The organism is Nocardia sp. NPDC001965 (assembly GCF_053594175.1).
On the sequence record NZ_JBSFDZ010000003.1, the window covers coordinates 260,846 to 276,752 of the forward strand.

A 15,907-nucleotide genomic window follows, 5' to 3' on the forward strand; every position below is an offset into this window, starting at 1 on the left:
GCTACCTCGACCTCAGACCGAAAGAACAGTGCAGGCGCTGATTCCGGGTGCGCCGTAGACGTGGGTGAAACCGGTGCGCGGACCTCCGGGGACCTGCCGCTCGCCGGCCGCACCGCGTAATTGGGTGACGATCTCGTGGACCTGTCGCAGTCCCGAGGCGCCGATGGGTTCGCCGTTGGCGATGCAGCCGCCGTCGGTGTTGATCGGCAGCCACCCGTCGATCTCGGTGGCGCCCGCGGCGATCATCTCCTCCTGCGCCCCGTGCACGCAGAACCCACATTCGGCCATATGCATGACCTCCGCGCCGCTCTCGGTGTCCTGGAGCTGAACGACGTCGATGTCGGTCGGGCCGATCCCGGCCTGTTCGAACGCCGCCGCGGCCGCGTCGGCGCTCACACTCGTGGGTTCCCCACTGCCCTGGACCGCGGGGCTGAACACCTCGAACGATCCGAAGCGGCGGGTGCGATGACTGATCGCCCGCAACCGGACCGGGCGGCCACCGAGGCGGCGCGCGGCGGTCGCGCTCGCGACGACTACGGCCGCGCCGCCTTCGCCGGGGGAGCAGAACATGAACTTGGTGAGCGGGTCGTTCACCATCTCGGCCGCGGCTATCTGCTCCACCGGCACCGGTTCGCGCCGCCAGGCATTGGGATTCCGGCTGCCGTTGCGGTAGGCCTTCGCGGCGACCCGGGCCAGGGTTTCCGCGGAGATATTGTGTTCGCGCATATAGCGGCCGATCTTGGCGCCGAAGAACTGGGTGGTCACCATGAGCCCGGCCGATCCGTAACCCTCGGGCAGCCCCCAGTCGGCGGGGTCCGGATCGAAGGCGCCGCGCGGATGTTTGTCGAAGCCGACCGCCAGTGCGATCTCGGCAGCTCCGGAACGTACCGCGTTGACCGCCGCGAACAGGGCGCTACCGCCGGTGGCGCAGCCGTTCTTGACATTGGTGAACGGGATGCCGGTGAAACCGAGTTCGGCCACCAGCGTGTCGGCGGAGCCGGAACCGTCGCTACCACCGAAGGCGACCTGGATATCGGGCCAGGTCAATCCGGCGTCGGCCATCGCGGCCGTGATCGCCGCCACCGCCATCTGCCGGCCGCTGACGCCCGGTTGCCGGCCGAAGCGCGACAGCCCGCTGCCGATGATCGAAACCTGTTCTGTCATCGGTCCTCGCTCTGCCGTGCGGATGTGGTGGCGAACCGGGGGACCGGCGTGACCGCGATCAGCCGCACCGGTGCCCGGTCGAGGCCGGTGAAATCCTCGCCGCAGTCGATGATCGCCTCGACCTTGATGCCCTCGGGGAGTTCGACATAGCCCACTGCGTATGGGCTGAAGCCGTCGGCGGGAACGACATACGGTGGCGATTTCGGCGGGAACCGCTGGACAGTATGGGCCCAGACCACCCCCTCGCCGCTCAGCGGCAGCGGGTCCGCTGTCGGCCGGGAGCAGCGCGCGCAGATCGCGCTCGCCGGGTACCCGACCGTGCCGCACACCCGGCATCTGCTGCCTTCCAGCACAGGACTCGCCTGCTCACCCATCTCGTTCCTTCCGAAAGCTCGCCACCTGCCGACGATTCAGCGGCCGACCCATTTGGGTTCGCGCTTCTCCAGGAACGCGTTGACGCCCTCGCGCGCGTCCTCGGACTGCAGGGCGTTACCGACCGCGAGATGTTCCATCACCATCAGCGACTGGATATCAGCATCCAGGCCGCGGTCGATGGTCATCTTGGTGAGCTTCATCGCGAACGGGCTCTTGTCGACGATCGGCGCGATGAAATCGGCTACCAGGGCGTCGAGTTCGGCGGCCGGAGCGGAGGCATTGATGAGATCGAACTCCTCGGCCTCCTTACCCGAGAGCAGTTTGCCGGTGAGCATCAGCTCCTTGGTCTTGCGGATACCGATCATCCGGGGCAGCCGGTAGATCGGGCCCGCACCACCGAACAGCGCCCGCCGGATATGGAAATCGCCTATCTTGGCGTCGTCGGCCGCGACGGCGAAATCGCAGGAGATCATCAGTTCGAAACCGCCCGCGGTGACGTATCCCTCCAGCACCGCGACCGAGGGGGTGTTCATCGAGTAGAGGCGATCGCACACCTTCGCCGAGAGCACCGCGACATCCATCGCATTGGTCTTGCCGACGTAGTTCTCCCGGAGTTCGTCGAGGTCGAAGCCGGAGCAGAAGGTGTTCGCCCGGCCGCGCAGCACCAGGACCTTGAGGTCGGGGTCGTTGTCGACCTCCACGATGATCTCGTCGAGCCGGTGCAGCAGCTCCACGGTGACCGCGTTCTTCTTGTGCGGGCGGTTGAGCCAGACGCGGGCGATCTCGCCGTCTTTCTCCAGGACGATGTGGTCGGTGTCAACCATCTCAGGCCTCTTTCACTATCGGTTATTGAACTGGATTCACTTCAGTTGTACTCGACGACGCGGATCGCGTCAATGCGGATTTCCGCACGGGTTTTCCGTCCGTCACACGCCGATCAGGTCGGCGATGCGCGCGCGATGAGTGCGCGAATCACCGTGCGCTGCTTCGTTTCCGAGTGCACGACGAAGATAGGAGTGCACGGGATGCTCCCAGGTGAAGCCGACGCCGCCGTGCAGCTGGACCGCTTCGGACGCGGCCAGCACGGTCGCCTCGGTACATACGGCGCCGGCCACCGCGATGGCCAGGCGCGCCGACCCGGGGTCCTCGGCATGGAGCCCGGCGGCGTATCGGGACGCCGATCTCGCGCGCTCCGACAGGACGAGCAGATCGGCGAGCCGGTGTTTGACCGCCTGGAAGGATCCGATCGGGCGGCCGAACTGATATCGCGTACCGGCGTAGTCGACGGTCAGCTCCAGGAGGTGATCGACGATTCCGGTGTTCTCGCAGGCTGTGGCCAGTACGGCGAGATCGTGCACGCGGGCGGCTGCCGCCGGGGTCGATTCGGGGGTGGTCAGCGCCACGGCCGGGCAGTCCCGCACGATCAGATCCGCCTGGCGCCGGGTGGGGTCGAGGGCTTGGCGTGGTCTGCGCTCGGTGGCGGGCCCGGGTCGCAGGGCGAAGAGCCGGCGGCCGCCAGGAGTTTGCGCCGAGGCCACGACGATATCGGCGGTCGCTCCGCCCGGAACATGCGTGATCTTTCCGTCGATGTGCCAGCCGTCCCCATCCGGGCGGGCGTGGAGCTCGTCGGTGCCGGTGGAGAGCGTGCTCACCGTGGCGAGTGATCGGCCGGCGAGAACATCGGGGAGGATGTCGGCGGTACCGGATGGAGCGGTCAGCAATGCCTGTGTGCCGAGTACCGCCGAGTGCAGGACGGGTTCGCAGACCAGCGCGCGACCACATTCCTCGAGCACGATCGCCAGTTCGGCGGTGCTGTATCCGAGCCCGCCGAATTCCTCCGGAACCGCGAGGGTGGTCACCGACATCTCGTCGACGAGCCGGGTCCACAGCTGTTCGGAGTATCCGGTGACGGATTGCGCGACCGCGCGGACCTGCTCGATCCCGCTGTGCTTCGCGAGCAGTGCCCGCAGTGTTTCGCGCAGCTGTTCCTGTTCCGGTCCGGGGGTGAGGGCTGCCGGTTCCGCCTCCGGCCACGGGGCTTCGACGGATGCTGAGGTGGAGGACATGATTCTCCGGTTGACTTGAGTTCAATTCGGTTTATTGAGCGTAGCGGTTCGTGCCCTCGACAAGAAGTGCTTTGCTGAACTAAGTTCATTTCATGAGTTACGTGATCGAGGACTATTACGCCACGGTCGACAGCGGCCGGTTGCGGGACGCGGTGGCGTTACTGGCCGAGGACGTCGACTTCGCGATGGTCCTGCCCACGGGAGTCAACCGCGACCGTGGGCGCTCGGCCATGCTCGGCTACCTCGACGGCCGGCCGCCGGTGAACCGCAAACACGTCCTGCTGCGGGTGGCCGCGGACGGGGATATCCAGTTCGCCCACGGCGCGGTCACCGAGAACGACACGGTGACCACGGGCTATTTCGTGGCAGCGATGCATCTGGACGCGGCCGGTCTCGTCGACCGCTACCAGGTCACCTTCAGTGCGGATTTCCCGCTCGTACCCCAGTTCTCGAACGAAGGACAACAGTGATGAACACGGATGTGACGGTGCTCTACCGGTGGTTCGGCTATATGGATTCCGACGATCCCGACCGGGTGCTCGGCATGATCTCCGACGATTTCACCATGTCGGTGCAGTTCTCCCAGGGGGCGGGCAAAAGCGCCGAATTCGTGGGGGACCGCGAAGGTTTGGTGGCGTATCTGGCGCAGCGTGAGAAGAGCACGCTGGTACATCACATCGATGTGGGTGCGGTGGTCGGCGAATACGAACTCGTACTCGGCCGCACGACCCGGGAGGGTGCGTTCGAGGCCTCGTTCAACGCGACCGCACAACTCGATCCTGCCGGTGCGGTACGCCGCCTGCTCATCGCCCGGACCCCGGAAGTCGCCTTCGCGCGCTGACCGCGCCACCGGGCGCGCTCACCGGCCGAACCTGCTGAGGAGAACCACGATGAATCGCCGGCTCTGCCTGGCCCGCCGACCGGCCGGGAAACTGAGCGCCTCCGATCTCGCCCTGATCGACGAACCCGTCCCGGTACCGGGCCCGGGCGAGGTGCTGGTCCGCAACACCTGGCTCTCGATCGACCCGTCGATCCGTATCCGGCTCGCCGAGACCACACCGGACGGATACCTGCCACCACTGCTTCCGGGCGACGCGCTCACCGGTCTCGCTCTCGGCATCGTCGCCGAGACCCGCAATCCGGACTACGTCGTCGGCGATGTGGTGTCACATACTCTCGGCTATCGCGAATACGCGGTGGTGGGGTCCGGATCGCAGACCATAGGCGGTTACGGGGCTCCGGCCCGGATCGACACCGGCGACCTGCCGCCGCAGTGGTTCCTCGGTCCGCTCGGTAGTGCGGGACTCACCGCTTATGTGGGTCTGGTCGAGATCCTCGAACTGACCGCCGCGGATACGGTCTGGGTATCGTCGGCCGCCGGGGCGGTGGGCGCGCTGGCCGCGCAACTCGCGGCCCTGCGCGGGGCCACCGTGCTCGGCTCGGCGGGAAGCCCGGAGAAGGTCGCCTATCTGCGCGACGAACTCGGGATCGCGGCCTTCGATTATCACGCACCCGCCATCGCCGAATCCCTCGCCGACCTCGCACCCAGCGGTGTCGACGCCTATTTCGACAATGTCGGCGGCGACCATCTGACCGCGGCGCTCGATGCCCTGCGCCCGCAGGGCCGGGTCGCCCTGTGTGGCGCGGTGTCCGGCTATGACGGCAGCACGCCGCCCGGTCCGCCGAACCTGTTCACCATGGTGGCGAAAGGACTTCGGATGCGCGGTTTCCGAGCGGGGTCCTTCACCCGGCTCCAGGAGCCGATGCGCGACGAGATCGCCGGTCACCTGGCCGCCGGACGCCTCGTGCACCGCGAGTCGGTTTTCGACGGAATCGAGCAGGCTGCGTCGGCTCTGGTCGCGATGCTCTCCGGTGCCACCACGGGCAAAACGCTGTGCCGCCTCGCGTGACGGTGATCGCTCACCGGACGTGAACCGGCAGTCCTTCCTGCCACGATCTCATACCGGATTCGGGCGGCTCCGGCAAATTCCGCGGCGGACTCGGCGCGGAGAAGGGCGGCCGGCTCTGAGCCGGCGACACCACGGTGCGTGAGCCGGCCAGTGAGGTTCTCACCGGGAAGTTTTCCGGTCGGCTGGTAGCGGGGTCGTCGTAGCACCCTGTGCCAGGCGTGCGTCGAGTGACCAGGCACCGGCACCGACGATGAACAAGAAAACGCTGCCGCGCAGCTGCGCGAGGTCGGTGCGGGACTCGTGGATGAAATCCCACGACCTGGACTTCCCGGTGAGCAGTGCCGCCTCACCCCACAGGATCGGCATCTTCGTGATCAGCAGCGCGCCGAGCACGCTCACGATGTCGCCCACGACTACAGCCCCGCGTCCGCCGATGTCACCCGCGGCCCGTTGCGGCTGCTGTCGGCGGGGCCGAAAAGCTCCGCCGCCCGGCCCGTGTCCGACGGCGCGACCCCGCAACCCGGCGGCTGGAACCGTATCCATCTCATCGTCGACGACATCTCCGCCGAAGTCGAACGGCTCTCTGCGGCCGGTGTCGGCTTCCGCAACAACATCGTCAGCGGCCTCCGCGGACGACAAGTCCTCCGGCAGGACCCTGCGGGCAACCTCGTCGAACTGTTCCAGCCCCCAGCTCATTTCGAGACACCGTGCGGAGCCGCATCACTCGACGGCTACCGACGAAAGGTCCGAACCTGCCGGGGAGTCGTCGTGGCCGGTCACCGGTGCGTGCGGCGACCGGCCACGCTCTCATTGCGGAGCGGTGAGATCGTAGAGGGTGATTCCGGCGATATCGGTGCTGGTGAAGTTCGCTGTGACCCAGCTGGTGATCTTTGCCCCTTCATTGCCCTCGGCGAAGCCGGGGACACCGCCGAAGTCCGCGGCGATGAAGTAGTGGATCGCGTGGTCGGCCACGTACCGCTGGAAGTGCTCGAGTGTCGGCGATGGGTCGCCTCCGGCGAATCCACCGATTGCCATGATCTGTCCATCGGTCGCCAACTGGTAGGTCCCCTGCTGCATCGATCCCACGGTCGCCGCGGTCCAGGTGTAGGAATCGGCGTCGCGGTCGAGCAGCGCAGCGACTGTGGCGTCGGCGGTGGGCATGGGTCCGCCGGGCAGTGCCGTGGTCCGAGGGCCCGGTCGGCCGGGACTACCGGTCGGAGCGGTAGCGCCCGGTGCGCCGGGTATCCAGCGTTCGATCGGTGGGCCCGCAAGCGGTACGGAACCGGTGTGTGCGACGAGAACGGTGTGGACTGTAAAGGCGACCGGCCCGGCCAGCCCCGTGACCAGGACTGTCAGTAGCGCGACCACCGCCGGTTTGCCGCGTGGCCCGGTGGTCAGGGCGGCTACCGCGAGAACCGCGGCACCGGCGACCCCCCAGCGCAGCCACGGTAGGAATTCGGGTGTCCGGGACAGTGCCGTCGAGGCGGTGACCGCGGTCGCTACCGCTGCCGCGATCAGGGATAGGCGAATCCACCAGCGGTCGCGGTGCGGCCACAGCATCACCAGCGCGGCAGCGAGCATGCCCGCGAGTGCCGGGGCCAGTGCGACGGTGTAGTACTCGTGGAAAATCCCGTTCATGAAACTGAAGACGATCCCGGTTACCAGGCCCCACAGGCCGAGCATGATCAGTACGGCCCGGCGCGGTTCGGTGCGTCGCGACCTCCCGCACAGGACGAGCGCGGAGATTCCCAAGATCAGGGCGGCCGGGATGAACCATGAGATCTGGCCGCCGACGGCGGTACTGAACAACCGGCCGATACCGCTTTCGGTGAAAGGACCTCGGCCGCCGGGTAACGCCGGGGGCGGGCCGCCGGGACCGGGACCCGGCCCGTTTCCGCCGCCGAGCCGTTCGAGGCCGTTGTACCCCAGGGTCAGTTCGATGATCGAGTTGTGTTGTGAACCACCGAAATAGGGTCGCCGGTCGGGCGGCCAGAGCTGGGCGATCAGCAACCACCAACCGGCGCCGGCCACCACGGCCCCGCTCGCGGCGAACAACTGCGCGATTCGCTTGCCGAGCGCGGGTGGCCCGGCGATGAGGTAGGTGAGCGCAAGCGCGGGCAGTACGAGCAGCACCTGCAACTGTTTGGCGAGGAAGCCCAGGCCGACGAACAGGCCGCACCAGAGCAGCCAGCGCCAGCGTCCGTCGGTGAATGCCCTGCTCATTGCCCATACCGCGGCGAGCATCAGGAACACCAGCAGCGCGTCGGGATTGTTGAAGCGGAACATCAGTGCCACCACCGGTGTCACGGCCAGCAGCAGTCCTGCCAGCAGTCCCGCCCCGGGGCCGAAATGCCGCCGTACCGTGGCCCACAGCAGAGCCACCGAAGCGATTCCCAAAAACACCTGCGGTAGCAGCATGCTCCAGCTGTTCATGCCGAAGAGACGGACCGACAGCTCCATCGGCCACAGCGACGCCGGTGTCTTGTCCACGGTAATGGCGTTCGCGGCGTCGAGCGAACCGAAGAAGAACGCCTTCCAGGACGTCGCTCCCGCCTCGACCGCGGCGGCGTAGAACGGGTTGGCCCAGCCGTTCGACGACAGGTTCCACATATAGCCGGCGCCGGTCCCGAGCAGCAGCAGGGCCAGGCCCGTCCATTGCCACCGGTCGCGCAGCCGGTGCCCACCGGCCGTGTCGCGGTGCGGGGCGGCTCCTGCACCCGACCGTGGATCCGGCGCAGTCACGTTATCGGTCATGCGAGCACAGTGACCGAAGATAATCCGCGCAGCCTGGATCGCAGCTGGGAACTACCTGTGAATCCAGGCTCGGCCCGAAGATATGGTGGGGACGGCGAGTCGCCGGCGGGCCGGCAGTCGCGTCACGTCGAGCGTGGGCACCGGTGAAGGCGTCGGCGGCGATGACGATCCGGCTGCCGTGACCACCAGGGAGATCTCGCTCATATCGCCAACTCTCGCGAACGAGCTCCGGTGTCGCCGGGGCCGAGCCGGCGACTATCCGGCAGTGTCGCCGGGCCGTTCGCGGGGCAGGGCGACCGAGAACGTGGCCCCGCCGCCCGGGGTTTCGCCTACCCCGATGCGTCCGCCGTGGGCGAGGACGAGGGCCTGCACGATTGCCAGACCCAGGCCCGCTCCGCCGCGCGCCCGGTTGCGTGAACTATCGGCTCGGTAGAACCGCTCGAACACGCGGTCGGCGTCCTCGGCCGACAGACCCGGCCCGCTGTCCACGACATCGATGTGCACATCGTCGCCGCCCGAGGACAACCGCACGAAGACCGGTGTACCGGGCGGAGTGTGGTGTAGGGCGTTGGTGACCAGATTCGTCAGCACCTGGTGCAGGCGGGCCGCGTCACCGAGAACGATCAGCGCACCGGCGCTACCGTCGACGTCGAGGCCGACTCTGCGGTCGGGCTCGTCGGGTGCCGTCTTGTGGTGGACTGCCACCGCGGCTGCGTTGTGCACTACTTCGGCGGCCACCGCGAGCATATCCACGGGCGCCCGGTCGAGCGGCCGGTCGTTGTCGAGCCGGGCGAGCATCAGCAGATCTTCGACCATGAGACCCATTCGCTGCGCCTCGGTTTCGACCCGGGCCAGCAGCGCGCCGGCATCGGTACTCGCGCCCTGCCGGTACAGCTCGGCGAATCCTCGGATGGTGGTCAACGGAGTACGTAGTTCGTGGCCGGCGTCGGCGACGAATCGGCGCATTCTCGCTTCGGAACGGCGTGCGTGCTCTTCGGAGGCCTCGGTGGCGCCGACCGCCAGCTGGATCTTGGACAGCATGACGTTGAACGACTGTGCGAGATGATCGACTTCGGTGTCGACACCACGGACCGGTACCCGTCGGTGCATATCGCCTGCGGCGATGGCGGCTGCGGTCTCTTCCACCACGTGTAGTGGCCGCAGGCTGCGGCGTACGACCAGATAGCCGAGTACGGCCAGGACGAGCAGGGCGGCGGCGCCGGTGAATACCTCGATCAGGACGAGACCGGTCACCGTGCGCTGGTTCTCGTCGAGCGGCAGGCCGATGGTCACCGTTCCGTATTCGTTGGTTGTCGTCAGTACCCGCCACCGCACGCCGGTGCTGTCGCTTGAGTCCACGGTGACCGGTCCCGGAGTGTCGGAGGTCGCCGGTGTCGAGGCGGACCCGTCGACCGAACCGGGGATCTCGAAGAACACATTTCCGGCGCGATTCTTGCGGAGTTCGTAGAAGCGGCGCGGTTGTTCGCCCGAGGGCAAGGGCGGCGGTACCACCGGGTCGGATAGCTCAGCGGGGACCCAGGTGGTGTTCCCGTCGCCGGTGCTGATCTGTTTCATCGGCCGTGGCCCGGCCCAGCTGTGCGCCGCGTCGAAGAGTTGTTCGTCGACCCGGTCGGTCAGCGACCGGGCCATTGCGGAGGTGAGGACTGCACCGGAGGCCAGCAGGACGAGTCCCGTGAGACCGATCATGGCAACTACCAACATTATCCGCAGCGGTACGGCGGACACCCCACGCGCCACTGCTTCGCGCAGGCCCTTCATCATCGGTCCTGTTCCGGTCGAAGCAGAAGGGTGAATTCGGTCGGCGTCAGCGAAACAGGTTGTCCGCCTTTCCACGCCTCGTGGCTGTCCTCGTCCAGCTCGATATCGGCCACCACCAGCCGCGTGGCCGAGTGCTTCGGGACGAGGCCGGTGCGGCGCAGAATCACCCGCAGCCGGCCGATCACCTTCTCGGGACTTGACGCCGTCGCTATTTCGAACCCCTGGAAACGCGGACTCGTGGCGAGGAGTTCGGTGATGATCGGCTCATCGTCGATGACGAGCACCCGAGCGTCCGGTTTATCGCTGTGCACACCCGTCAGGCTGCACGGGCAGGTATCGGCCCACCTCGAGACAACCTGGGAGTTTCCTGTGTATTCGGGGAATATTCGATCGAGGGCCTCGTCGGCGATGACCCCATAGCAGTCGATCAGCTTCGCTGCGTTGCAGCGGTCATTCGGCGTTCGGACGTGAGCACCAGGCAGTAACGGTACTGCTCAGCTGTCTCGGGTCCGGTCGGCGTTCCGTTCGCGTTCCCGTTCGGCGGCGGTGGCGAGATAGTCGCCGAGTTCGCGGCGCAGGGTGGTGTCGAGCGACCTGGCCAGGCTGGTGTGCACCGCGGCGACCCCGAGTTCGCGCATGGTGTTCAGCATCCGGGTCGTCGCGGCGATCTCGTCGTTGGAGTCCGGCAGCCAGCCGGGTCCGTGTTCGTCGACGATATGTTTCTTCGCCGCCTTGATGAGCAGACTGCTGATACCGTCGATCCGCGTCGCCACCTCGGCGTACACCGAGATCAGTGTCCCCAGCTCTACCCCGTACTCGTGCAATTCGGTGAACGAGGTGAGCAGCTGGGTATCGGTGATCACCACGGTTTCGCCGTCCACCCGGACCAGCCCCATCCGGCTCAGCTGCTGCACGAGCTCCTCGGTCTGCTCGCCGAGGATGGTGGCGAGCAGTTCCCGGGGGACCTCGAAGGTTTCCTCTTCCGACCAGTTCGCGGTGACAGCGTGCTGCAGACCTAGCACCTCGGTGAGGTCCTTACCGGTCTCCCAGCTGGTGATGAAATCGGCGATATGTGCGGTGGTGAAACCGCGCTGCAACAGCGCGTCGATCAACCGGAGCCGTTCCAGATGGGAATCGTCGTAGATACTGGCCCGGCCGTCCCGGTCGGCCGGTGGTGGGAGCAGCCCGCGTTCCTGGTAGGCGCGGACATTGCGGGAGGTGGTGCCCGCGGCGCGGGCGAGATCGTCGATCCGGTATCGCGCCATGAATCCGCACCTCCCTCGCCCGCCTGTGCCGGTGCTCCCGGCCGGAGAACCCGAGTCTAGCCGCCGGCTAGGAGACCGATGCGACGGTCGGCGCGATCCGCGACTCGGCCGTCACCACCGTGTAGTCGTCGAGATCCACCTCGCGCAACTGGTTGCGGTACTGGGTGGCGAATCCCGGATACATGGTCGCGTTGAATCCGTCCTCGGTGAGATACCAGCTGCGGCAGCCGGAGTTCCAGGTGGTCGCCCCGAGCCTGCGCTGGACGGCCGCGTTGTAGCGGTCCTGGCGTTCGCGGCGCACATCGAGCATGCGCAGGTCGCGATCGAGGATGATGCCGATCGCCCGGACCAGATAGTCGATCTGCGATTCCATGTACACCAGTGCCGAGTTGTGCCCGGGGCCGGAATTGGGGCCGAAGGTGAGGAACAGGTTCGGATAACCCGAGACCGTGATACTGCGGTAGGCGAAGGCGCCACGCCGCCATTCGTCGGCGAGTACCCGGCCGCCGCGGCCGGTGATAGGGATCGGTGTCCCGGTCTTGGACACCTCGAACCCGGTCGCGAACACGATGCAGTCGGCGCGATGCTCGATGCCCTCCGCGGTGCGGATCCCGTCCGGTGCTATCCGGGCGATCGGCCAGGTGATCAGTTTGCAGTTGTCGCGTTGTAGCGCCGGATAGTAGTCGTCGGTCATCAGCAGTCGTTTGCAACCGGCCCGGAAATCGGGGGTGAGCTGGCGGCGCAGCCACGGGTCGGCGACCTGACGGCGCAGCTGGGCCCGCCCGATCAGTTCGACCACCCTGGTCAGCGGGGTGTTCCAGACGACGCCGAGTGCCACCGATTCGTGACCGTAGTACCAGGCCTGCCGGGCCAGCGTTTCCGCGCCCGGCACATGCCGGTAGAGCTCCTTGGCCAGCGCGCCGGTCCGCCGGTTCACCCGGGGTAGTACCCAGCCGGGGGTGCGCTGGAAGACCTTCACCGAACCGGCCCGCTCCACCAGTTCGGGGATGATCTGCACCGCACTGGCCCCGGTGCCGATCACCGCGACCCGTTTACCGGCGAAATCGTAATCGTGGTCCCAGCGGGAGCTGTGGATCTTGTGGCCGGTGAACGTGTCGATGCCCGGGATATCCGGGTAGCCGGGCTCGGTGAGCGGTCCCGAGGCCAGCACCACCGCCCGGGCGTGGACCGGCTCCGCGCCCGCGACCGAGATGGTCCAGGTGCCGGCGCTCTCGTCGAACTCCAGCGCGGTGATGTCGTGCCGGAACCGGATATGCGGGCCGATACCGGATTTCGCGACCATCGATTCGATGTATCCGAGGATCTCGCCGCTACCGGAATAGGTGTGCGACCAATCGGGGTTCGGCGCGAAGCTGTAGGAGTAGAGCCGGGACGGGATATCGCAGGCGGCGCCGGGATAGGTGTTGTCGCGCCAGGTGCCCCCGACCGCCTCGCCGCGTTCGAAGACCGCGAAATTCGTGATTCCTCGGTCCCGTAACCGGATGGCCGCGCCGATTCCGGCGAAACCCGCACCGATCACGGCGACATCGAGCGGGGCTGTGCTGGTCGTGGTCATGGGTTTCCTCGTCACGCGGCGGGGGTGTAGGTGATTTCCTTCGACCACGACGGGTCCTTGCGCAGCAGCCGCCGCGGTATGCGCCCGGTGACCTTCACCAGCGTATCCGCGAGCAGATGGTAGGGGTGGCCTCGGTCGACGACCCAGTTACCGTGCATCTTCACGATCTGGTACATCGGCAGCCGGCGGGCGAATTCGCTGCGTTCGCCGACCTTGCGGTAGCGCTCGAGCGCCGAATACAGCTTCTTCTCGTCCACACCCATCGCGACGATGTTGTCGCGCATCTTGTTCAGCAGCGGCATATAGCTCAGCACACCGATGAGGAAGGTCGGTTTCACCCAGCCGCCCACCAGTTCGATGAGCAGTTTGCGCATCTCCGCATGCCCGAGCACGTCCATCACCGCGAAATCGACTGCGAGATGACGGGATTCGTCGGCATTGATCCGCCGGAACACCTCCTGGCACACCGGATCCTCGATCTCGTCCATGATGAATTTGACCAGCGCACCGTCCAGCGCGACCTCCAGCATGGGGATCACCGTCCCCAGGAACGACAGCGACATCTCGTCGGCGTACTTGTCCAGGAAGTCGATCACCAGCTTGACATTGATATTCGGTTGCGGGATCTCGTCACCGTCGAGCATGCCCCAGCGCCGCATCAGCGCCAGTTCGGCATTGGCGTGCTTCTGCTCCTCGGCGTGGAAATACCGATAGATCTCGCGCAGCGTCTCGTCGGGGGCCTTCTTGGCCATCGCGGCGAAACCGCGGGCGCCCACATTTTCGATCCACATCAGATCGGCCATGAACGGCTCGAGACGGGCGAGTTGTTCCGCGGTGAGGGTTTCCGCGCCCGGCGCGTCCCAGTCGATATCGGCCAGTGCCCACTGCCGATCCTTGATCTTGTCGAGCATATCCTCGAAGTCCATGGTCGCCATCTCAGACTCCTGTTCTCTGTGTGGTGGTCGGTGCGGCGGAATCGTCTTGTGGCAACAGCCGTTCGAGTAGGCCCGCCATCGTGGTATACGGCCCGGGGAAGGCGCGTTTGAGCAACCAGATCAGGTGCGCGTCGGGCTGGGGGAGTACATGCAGTCGGCCGCGGTCGTGCGCGTCGAGAGTGAGGCGGGCCACGCGCTCGGGCGAGAACCCGGTCCAGCGCATGAGGGTGGCGGCGAGATCGCGGGAACCCGCGGTGATCCGGCCGTCTCGGGCGACATTCGTCCGGACGAAGGTCGGGCAGAGCACGGTGACCGCGATATCGGTACCGCTGAACTCCGCGGCCATGGTCTCCGACAACGCGAGTACGCCGGCCTTGGAGGTGTTGTAGACCGCCATCGACGGCGCCGCGGCGAACCCGGCGGCCGACGCCACATTGATGATTCCGCCGCGGCCGGCGGCCCGCAGTCGCGGTGCGAAGATCTCGCAGCCGTGCACCACACCCCACAGGTTGATACCGAGTGCCCATTCCCAATCGGCGAATCCGATATCACCCACCGGCTTTCCGCCGATCCCGACCCCGGCATTGTTGATCACCAGGCTCACCGGGCCGTCCAGGACCGAATCGGCGAACCGGGCGAGGATCTCGACATCCTCGCGCCGTGCCACATCGCAGCGGAACGCGTAGGCGACCCCGGGATGGTCCCGTTCGATCGAGGCGGCCGTCTCGGCCGCCCGGGCTTCGTCGATATCGGCGCAGACCACGCGGCCGCCGCGGGCCGCGAGCTCCTGGGCGAAGGCGCGGCCGATACCGCTACCCGCGCCGGTCACCACCGCCCGCGCCCCGCGGCTGCGCGCGGTGGGGCCGAAGGGCAGCAACGCATCGAGTCCGAACATGTCAGCTCACTTTCCGCGGGGCGTGCGAGTACAGGGCGGCACACAGGAATCGGGCGCTCCGGTCCAGGGCGATATCGGCTTCCGGGGTGAACCGCGGGAGCGCCTGGAAGACGTGGAGCTGCCCCGGCCATATCTCGAGCGTGCAGTCACCGCCCGCGGCACCGACCATGTCGTGCAGGTGGCGGGCGTCGGCGCTGAGCATTTCCGCGCCGCCGGCCTGAACGAGTATCGGCGGTAGTGCTGTACCCGCCGTGATGCCGAGCCGGAGTCGGGGCGCGTCGTCGGCGTGACCGTGGGTGTAGGCACGCGGTAGGCGCCGGGCGGCACGGGCTGAGATCACCGGATCGCGTCGGCGGCGTTCCTGCGCGGCGGCGAGGGTGAAGGTCAGATCGATCAGCGGGGAGAACAGGGCGACCGCGGCAGGTTGGGCGGCACCGCGCCGCGCGTTCTCCAGCAGCAGATCCAGGGTCAGGTGCCCACCCGCGGAATCCGCCGCGATCACCGTATCGTGAGCGGCGAAGCCCTGGTCGAGCAGCCAGCGGTAGCCGGCGGCGATATCGTCGGCGGCCGCCGGGAACCGGTGTTCGGGTGCCAGGCGGTAGTCCACCACGAAAACGGGGAGCCCGGTCCGCCGTGACAACCGTGAGGCCAGTCCGCGATGTGTACGCGCCGAACACAGCACGTATCCGCTGCCGTGGACGTAGTAGATCGCCTTGTCGCCGAATACGACCCCGGGTGCGCGGACCCATTCGCCCCGGACACCCGGAGCGCGGACCTGTTCGACCGCGGTCCCCGTGATCGGCGGCCCGGCGGCGGCCATGATCGTGGCGATGAGGGTGCGGGCGAACAGGATTCCCGGCGGGTTGAGCGGAACGGCGCAGTTGAGGGGGCGCAGGCCGTATTCGGCCGCGGTGGCCGTCAGGCGTGCGCGGAGTGAGGGTGCGCCCGGCACACCGGACGGTGAGGTCCTCGTCGACCCAGTCATACGCCCAGAATCATTCACCAATGTGCCATTTGTCAATGGCGAATTAATGCCGGGTCGTCGGCGCGCATCGGTATCAGTCGTTCGAGTCGTTCGATGTGACGATATCGTTGCAGGTGAGAGCCGTATCCAGCGGGTGCGGCCGAGTGATTTCACACAACAGCGACCCTGGAAGCGCCCGGTGCGGTTCGCGACGGTTCCGCTCT

At 67.1% G+C, this 15,907-nt stretch carries 15 protein-coding genes and 1 pseudogene; 3 read left to right on the top strand and 13 right to left on the bottom strand.

All coding sequences use genetic code 11. The features are described 5' to 3' along the window. Positions 1-12: 12 nt before the first annotated feature. The 4 genes from ACWCPQ_RS07720 to ACWCPQ_RS07735 form a co-directional block, all read right to left on the bottom strand. A complete protein-coding gene (locus tag ACWCPQ_RS07720) occupies positions 13-1,164 on the bottom strand; it encodes a thiolase family protein (RefSeq protein WP_449895962.1) in 1,152 nt (383 codons plus the stop codon). Further along, positions 1,161-1,538 carry a Zn-ribbon domain-containing OB-fold protein gene (locus tag ACWCPQ_RS07725; RefSeq protein ID WP_449895963.1) on the bottom strand — a complete coding sequence of 126 codons (378 nt, stop codon included), beginning with the start codon at positions 1,536-1,538 and terminating at the stop codon, positions 1,161-1,163. Before ACWCPQ_RS07725 ends, ACWCPQ_RS07720 begins: the two co-directional genes overlap by 4 nt. 36 nt (positions 1,539-1,574) lie before the next feature. Then, complete coding sequence (locus ACWCPQ_RS07730) at positions 1,575-2,363, bottom strand: enoyl-CoA hydratase/isomerase family protein (RefSeq protein ID WP_449895965.1); 789 nt, start codon at positions 2,361-2,363, stop codon at positions 1,575-1,577. A 102-nt stretch (positions 2,364-2,465) separates the two neighbouring features. Beyond that, on the bottom strand, positions 2,466-3,605 hold the full coding sequence (locus tag ACWCPQ_RS07735) for an acyl-CoA dehydrogenase family protein (protein ID WP_449895967.1): 1,140 nt from the start codon (positions 3,603-3,605) through the stop codon (positions 2,466-2,468). Between the two features lie 92 nt (positions 3,606-3,697). Here ACWCPQ_RS07735 and ACWCPQ_RS07740 point away from each other — a divergent pair, with 92 nt between their 5' ends. From ACWCPQ_RS07740 to ACWCPQ_RS07750, 3 genes are read left to right on the top strand one after another with little or no spacing between them, the layout of a single operon-like run. Continuing rightward, a complete protein-coding gene (locus ACWCPQ_RS07740) occupies positions 3,698-4,075 on the top strand; it encodes a nuclear transport factor 2 family protein (protein WP_449895969.1) in 378 nt (125 codons plus the stop codon). Continuing rightward, positions 4,075-4,446, top strand: a complete 372-nt coding sequence (locus ACWCPQ_RS07745) for a hypothetical protein (protein WP_449895971.1) — start codon at positions 4,075-4,077, stop codon at positions 4,444-4,446. Before ACWCPQ_RS07740 ends, ACWCPQ_RS07745 begins: the two co-directional genes overlap by 1 nt. A 49-nt stretch (positions 4,447-4,495) precedes the next feature. Further along, entirely contained in the window at positions 4,496-5,515 is a 1,020-nt protein-coding gene (locus ACWCPQ_RS07750) for a zinc-binding dehydrogenase (protein ID WP_449895972.1), read from the top strand. 159 nt (positions 5,516-5,674) lie between these two features. On the opposite strand, the gene ACWCPQ_RS07755 is transcribed toward ACWCPQ_RS07750, so the two are convergent. From ACWCPQ_RS07755 to ACWCPQ_RS07795, 9 genes and pseudogenes are all read right to left on the bottom strand, one after another. Next, positions 5,675-6,211 carry a hypothetical protein gene (locus ACWCPQ_RS07755; protein ID WP_449895973.1) on the bottom strand — a complete coding sequence of 179 codons (537 nt, stop codon included), beginning with the start codon at positions 6,209-6,211 and terminating at the stop codon, positions 5,675-5,677. Between the two features lie 111 nt (positions 6,212-6,322). Continuing rightward, the gene (locus ACWCPQ_RS07760; protein ID WP_449895975.1) at positions 6,323-8,269 is read right to left on the bottom strand and encodes a glycosyltransferase family 39 protein; all 1,947 of its coding nucleotides are present in this window, start codon (positions 8,267-8,269) and stop codon (positions 6,323-6,325) included. Between the two features lie 255 nt (positions 8,270-8,524). Beyond that, positions 8,525-10,051 (bottom strand): sensor histidine kinase, encoded by a 1,527-nt coding sequence (locus ACWCPQ_RS07765; RefSeq protein WP_449895977.1) that lies wholly within the window; start codon positions 10,049-10,051, stop codon positions 8,525-8,527. A gap of 20 nt (positions 10,052-10,071) precedes the next feature. After that, a pseudogene (locus tag ACWCPQ_RS07770) lies at positions 10,072-10,245 on the bottom strand (DNA-binding response regulator); the annotation flags it as partial. A 297-nt stretch (positions 10,246-10,542) separates the two neighbouring features. Further along, positions 10,543-11,313 (bottom strand): MerR family transcriptional regulator, encoded by a 771-nt coding sequence (locus ACWCPQ_RS07775; RefSeq protein WP_449895979.1) that lies wholly within the window; start codon positions 11,311-11,313, stop codon positions 10,543-10,545. 67 nt (positions 11,314-11,380) lie between these two features. Further along, the gene (locus ACWCPQ_RS07780) at positions 11,381-12,889 is read right to left on the bottom strand and encodes a flavin-containing monooxygenase (RefSeq protein WP_449895981.1); all 1,509 of its coding nucleotides are present in this window, start codon (positions 12,887-12,889) and stop codon (positions 11,381-11,383) included. An 11-nt stretch (positions 12,890-12,900) separates the two neighbouring features. Further along, positions 12,901-13,824, bottom strand: coding sequence for a ferritin-like domain-containing protein (locus ACWCPQ_RS07785; RefSeq protein WP_449895983.1), 924 nt, complete (start codon positions 13,822-13,824; stop codon positions 12,901-12,903). Between the two features lies 1 nt (position 13,825). Continuing rightward, the gene (locus tag ACWCPQ_RS07790) at positions 13,826-14,719 is read right to left on the bottom strand and encodes an SDR family NAD(P)-dependent oxidoreductase (RefSeq protein WP_449895984.1); all 894 of its coding nucleotides are present in this window, start codon (positions 14,717-14,719) and stop codon (positions 13,826-13,828) included. Between the two features lies 1 nt (position 14,720). Then, entirely contained in the window at positions 14,721-15,704 is a 984-nt protein-coding gene (locus ACWCPQ_RS07795) for an alpha/beta hydrolase (RefSeq protein ID WP_449895986.1), read from the bottom strand. Positions 15,705-15,907: the final 203 nt, after the last annotated feature.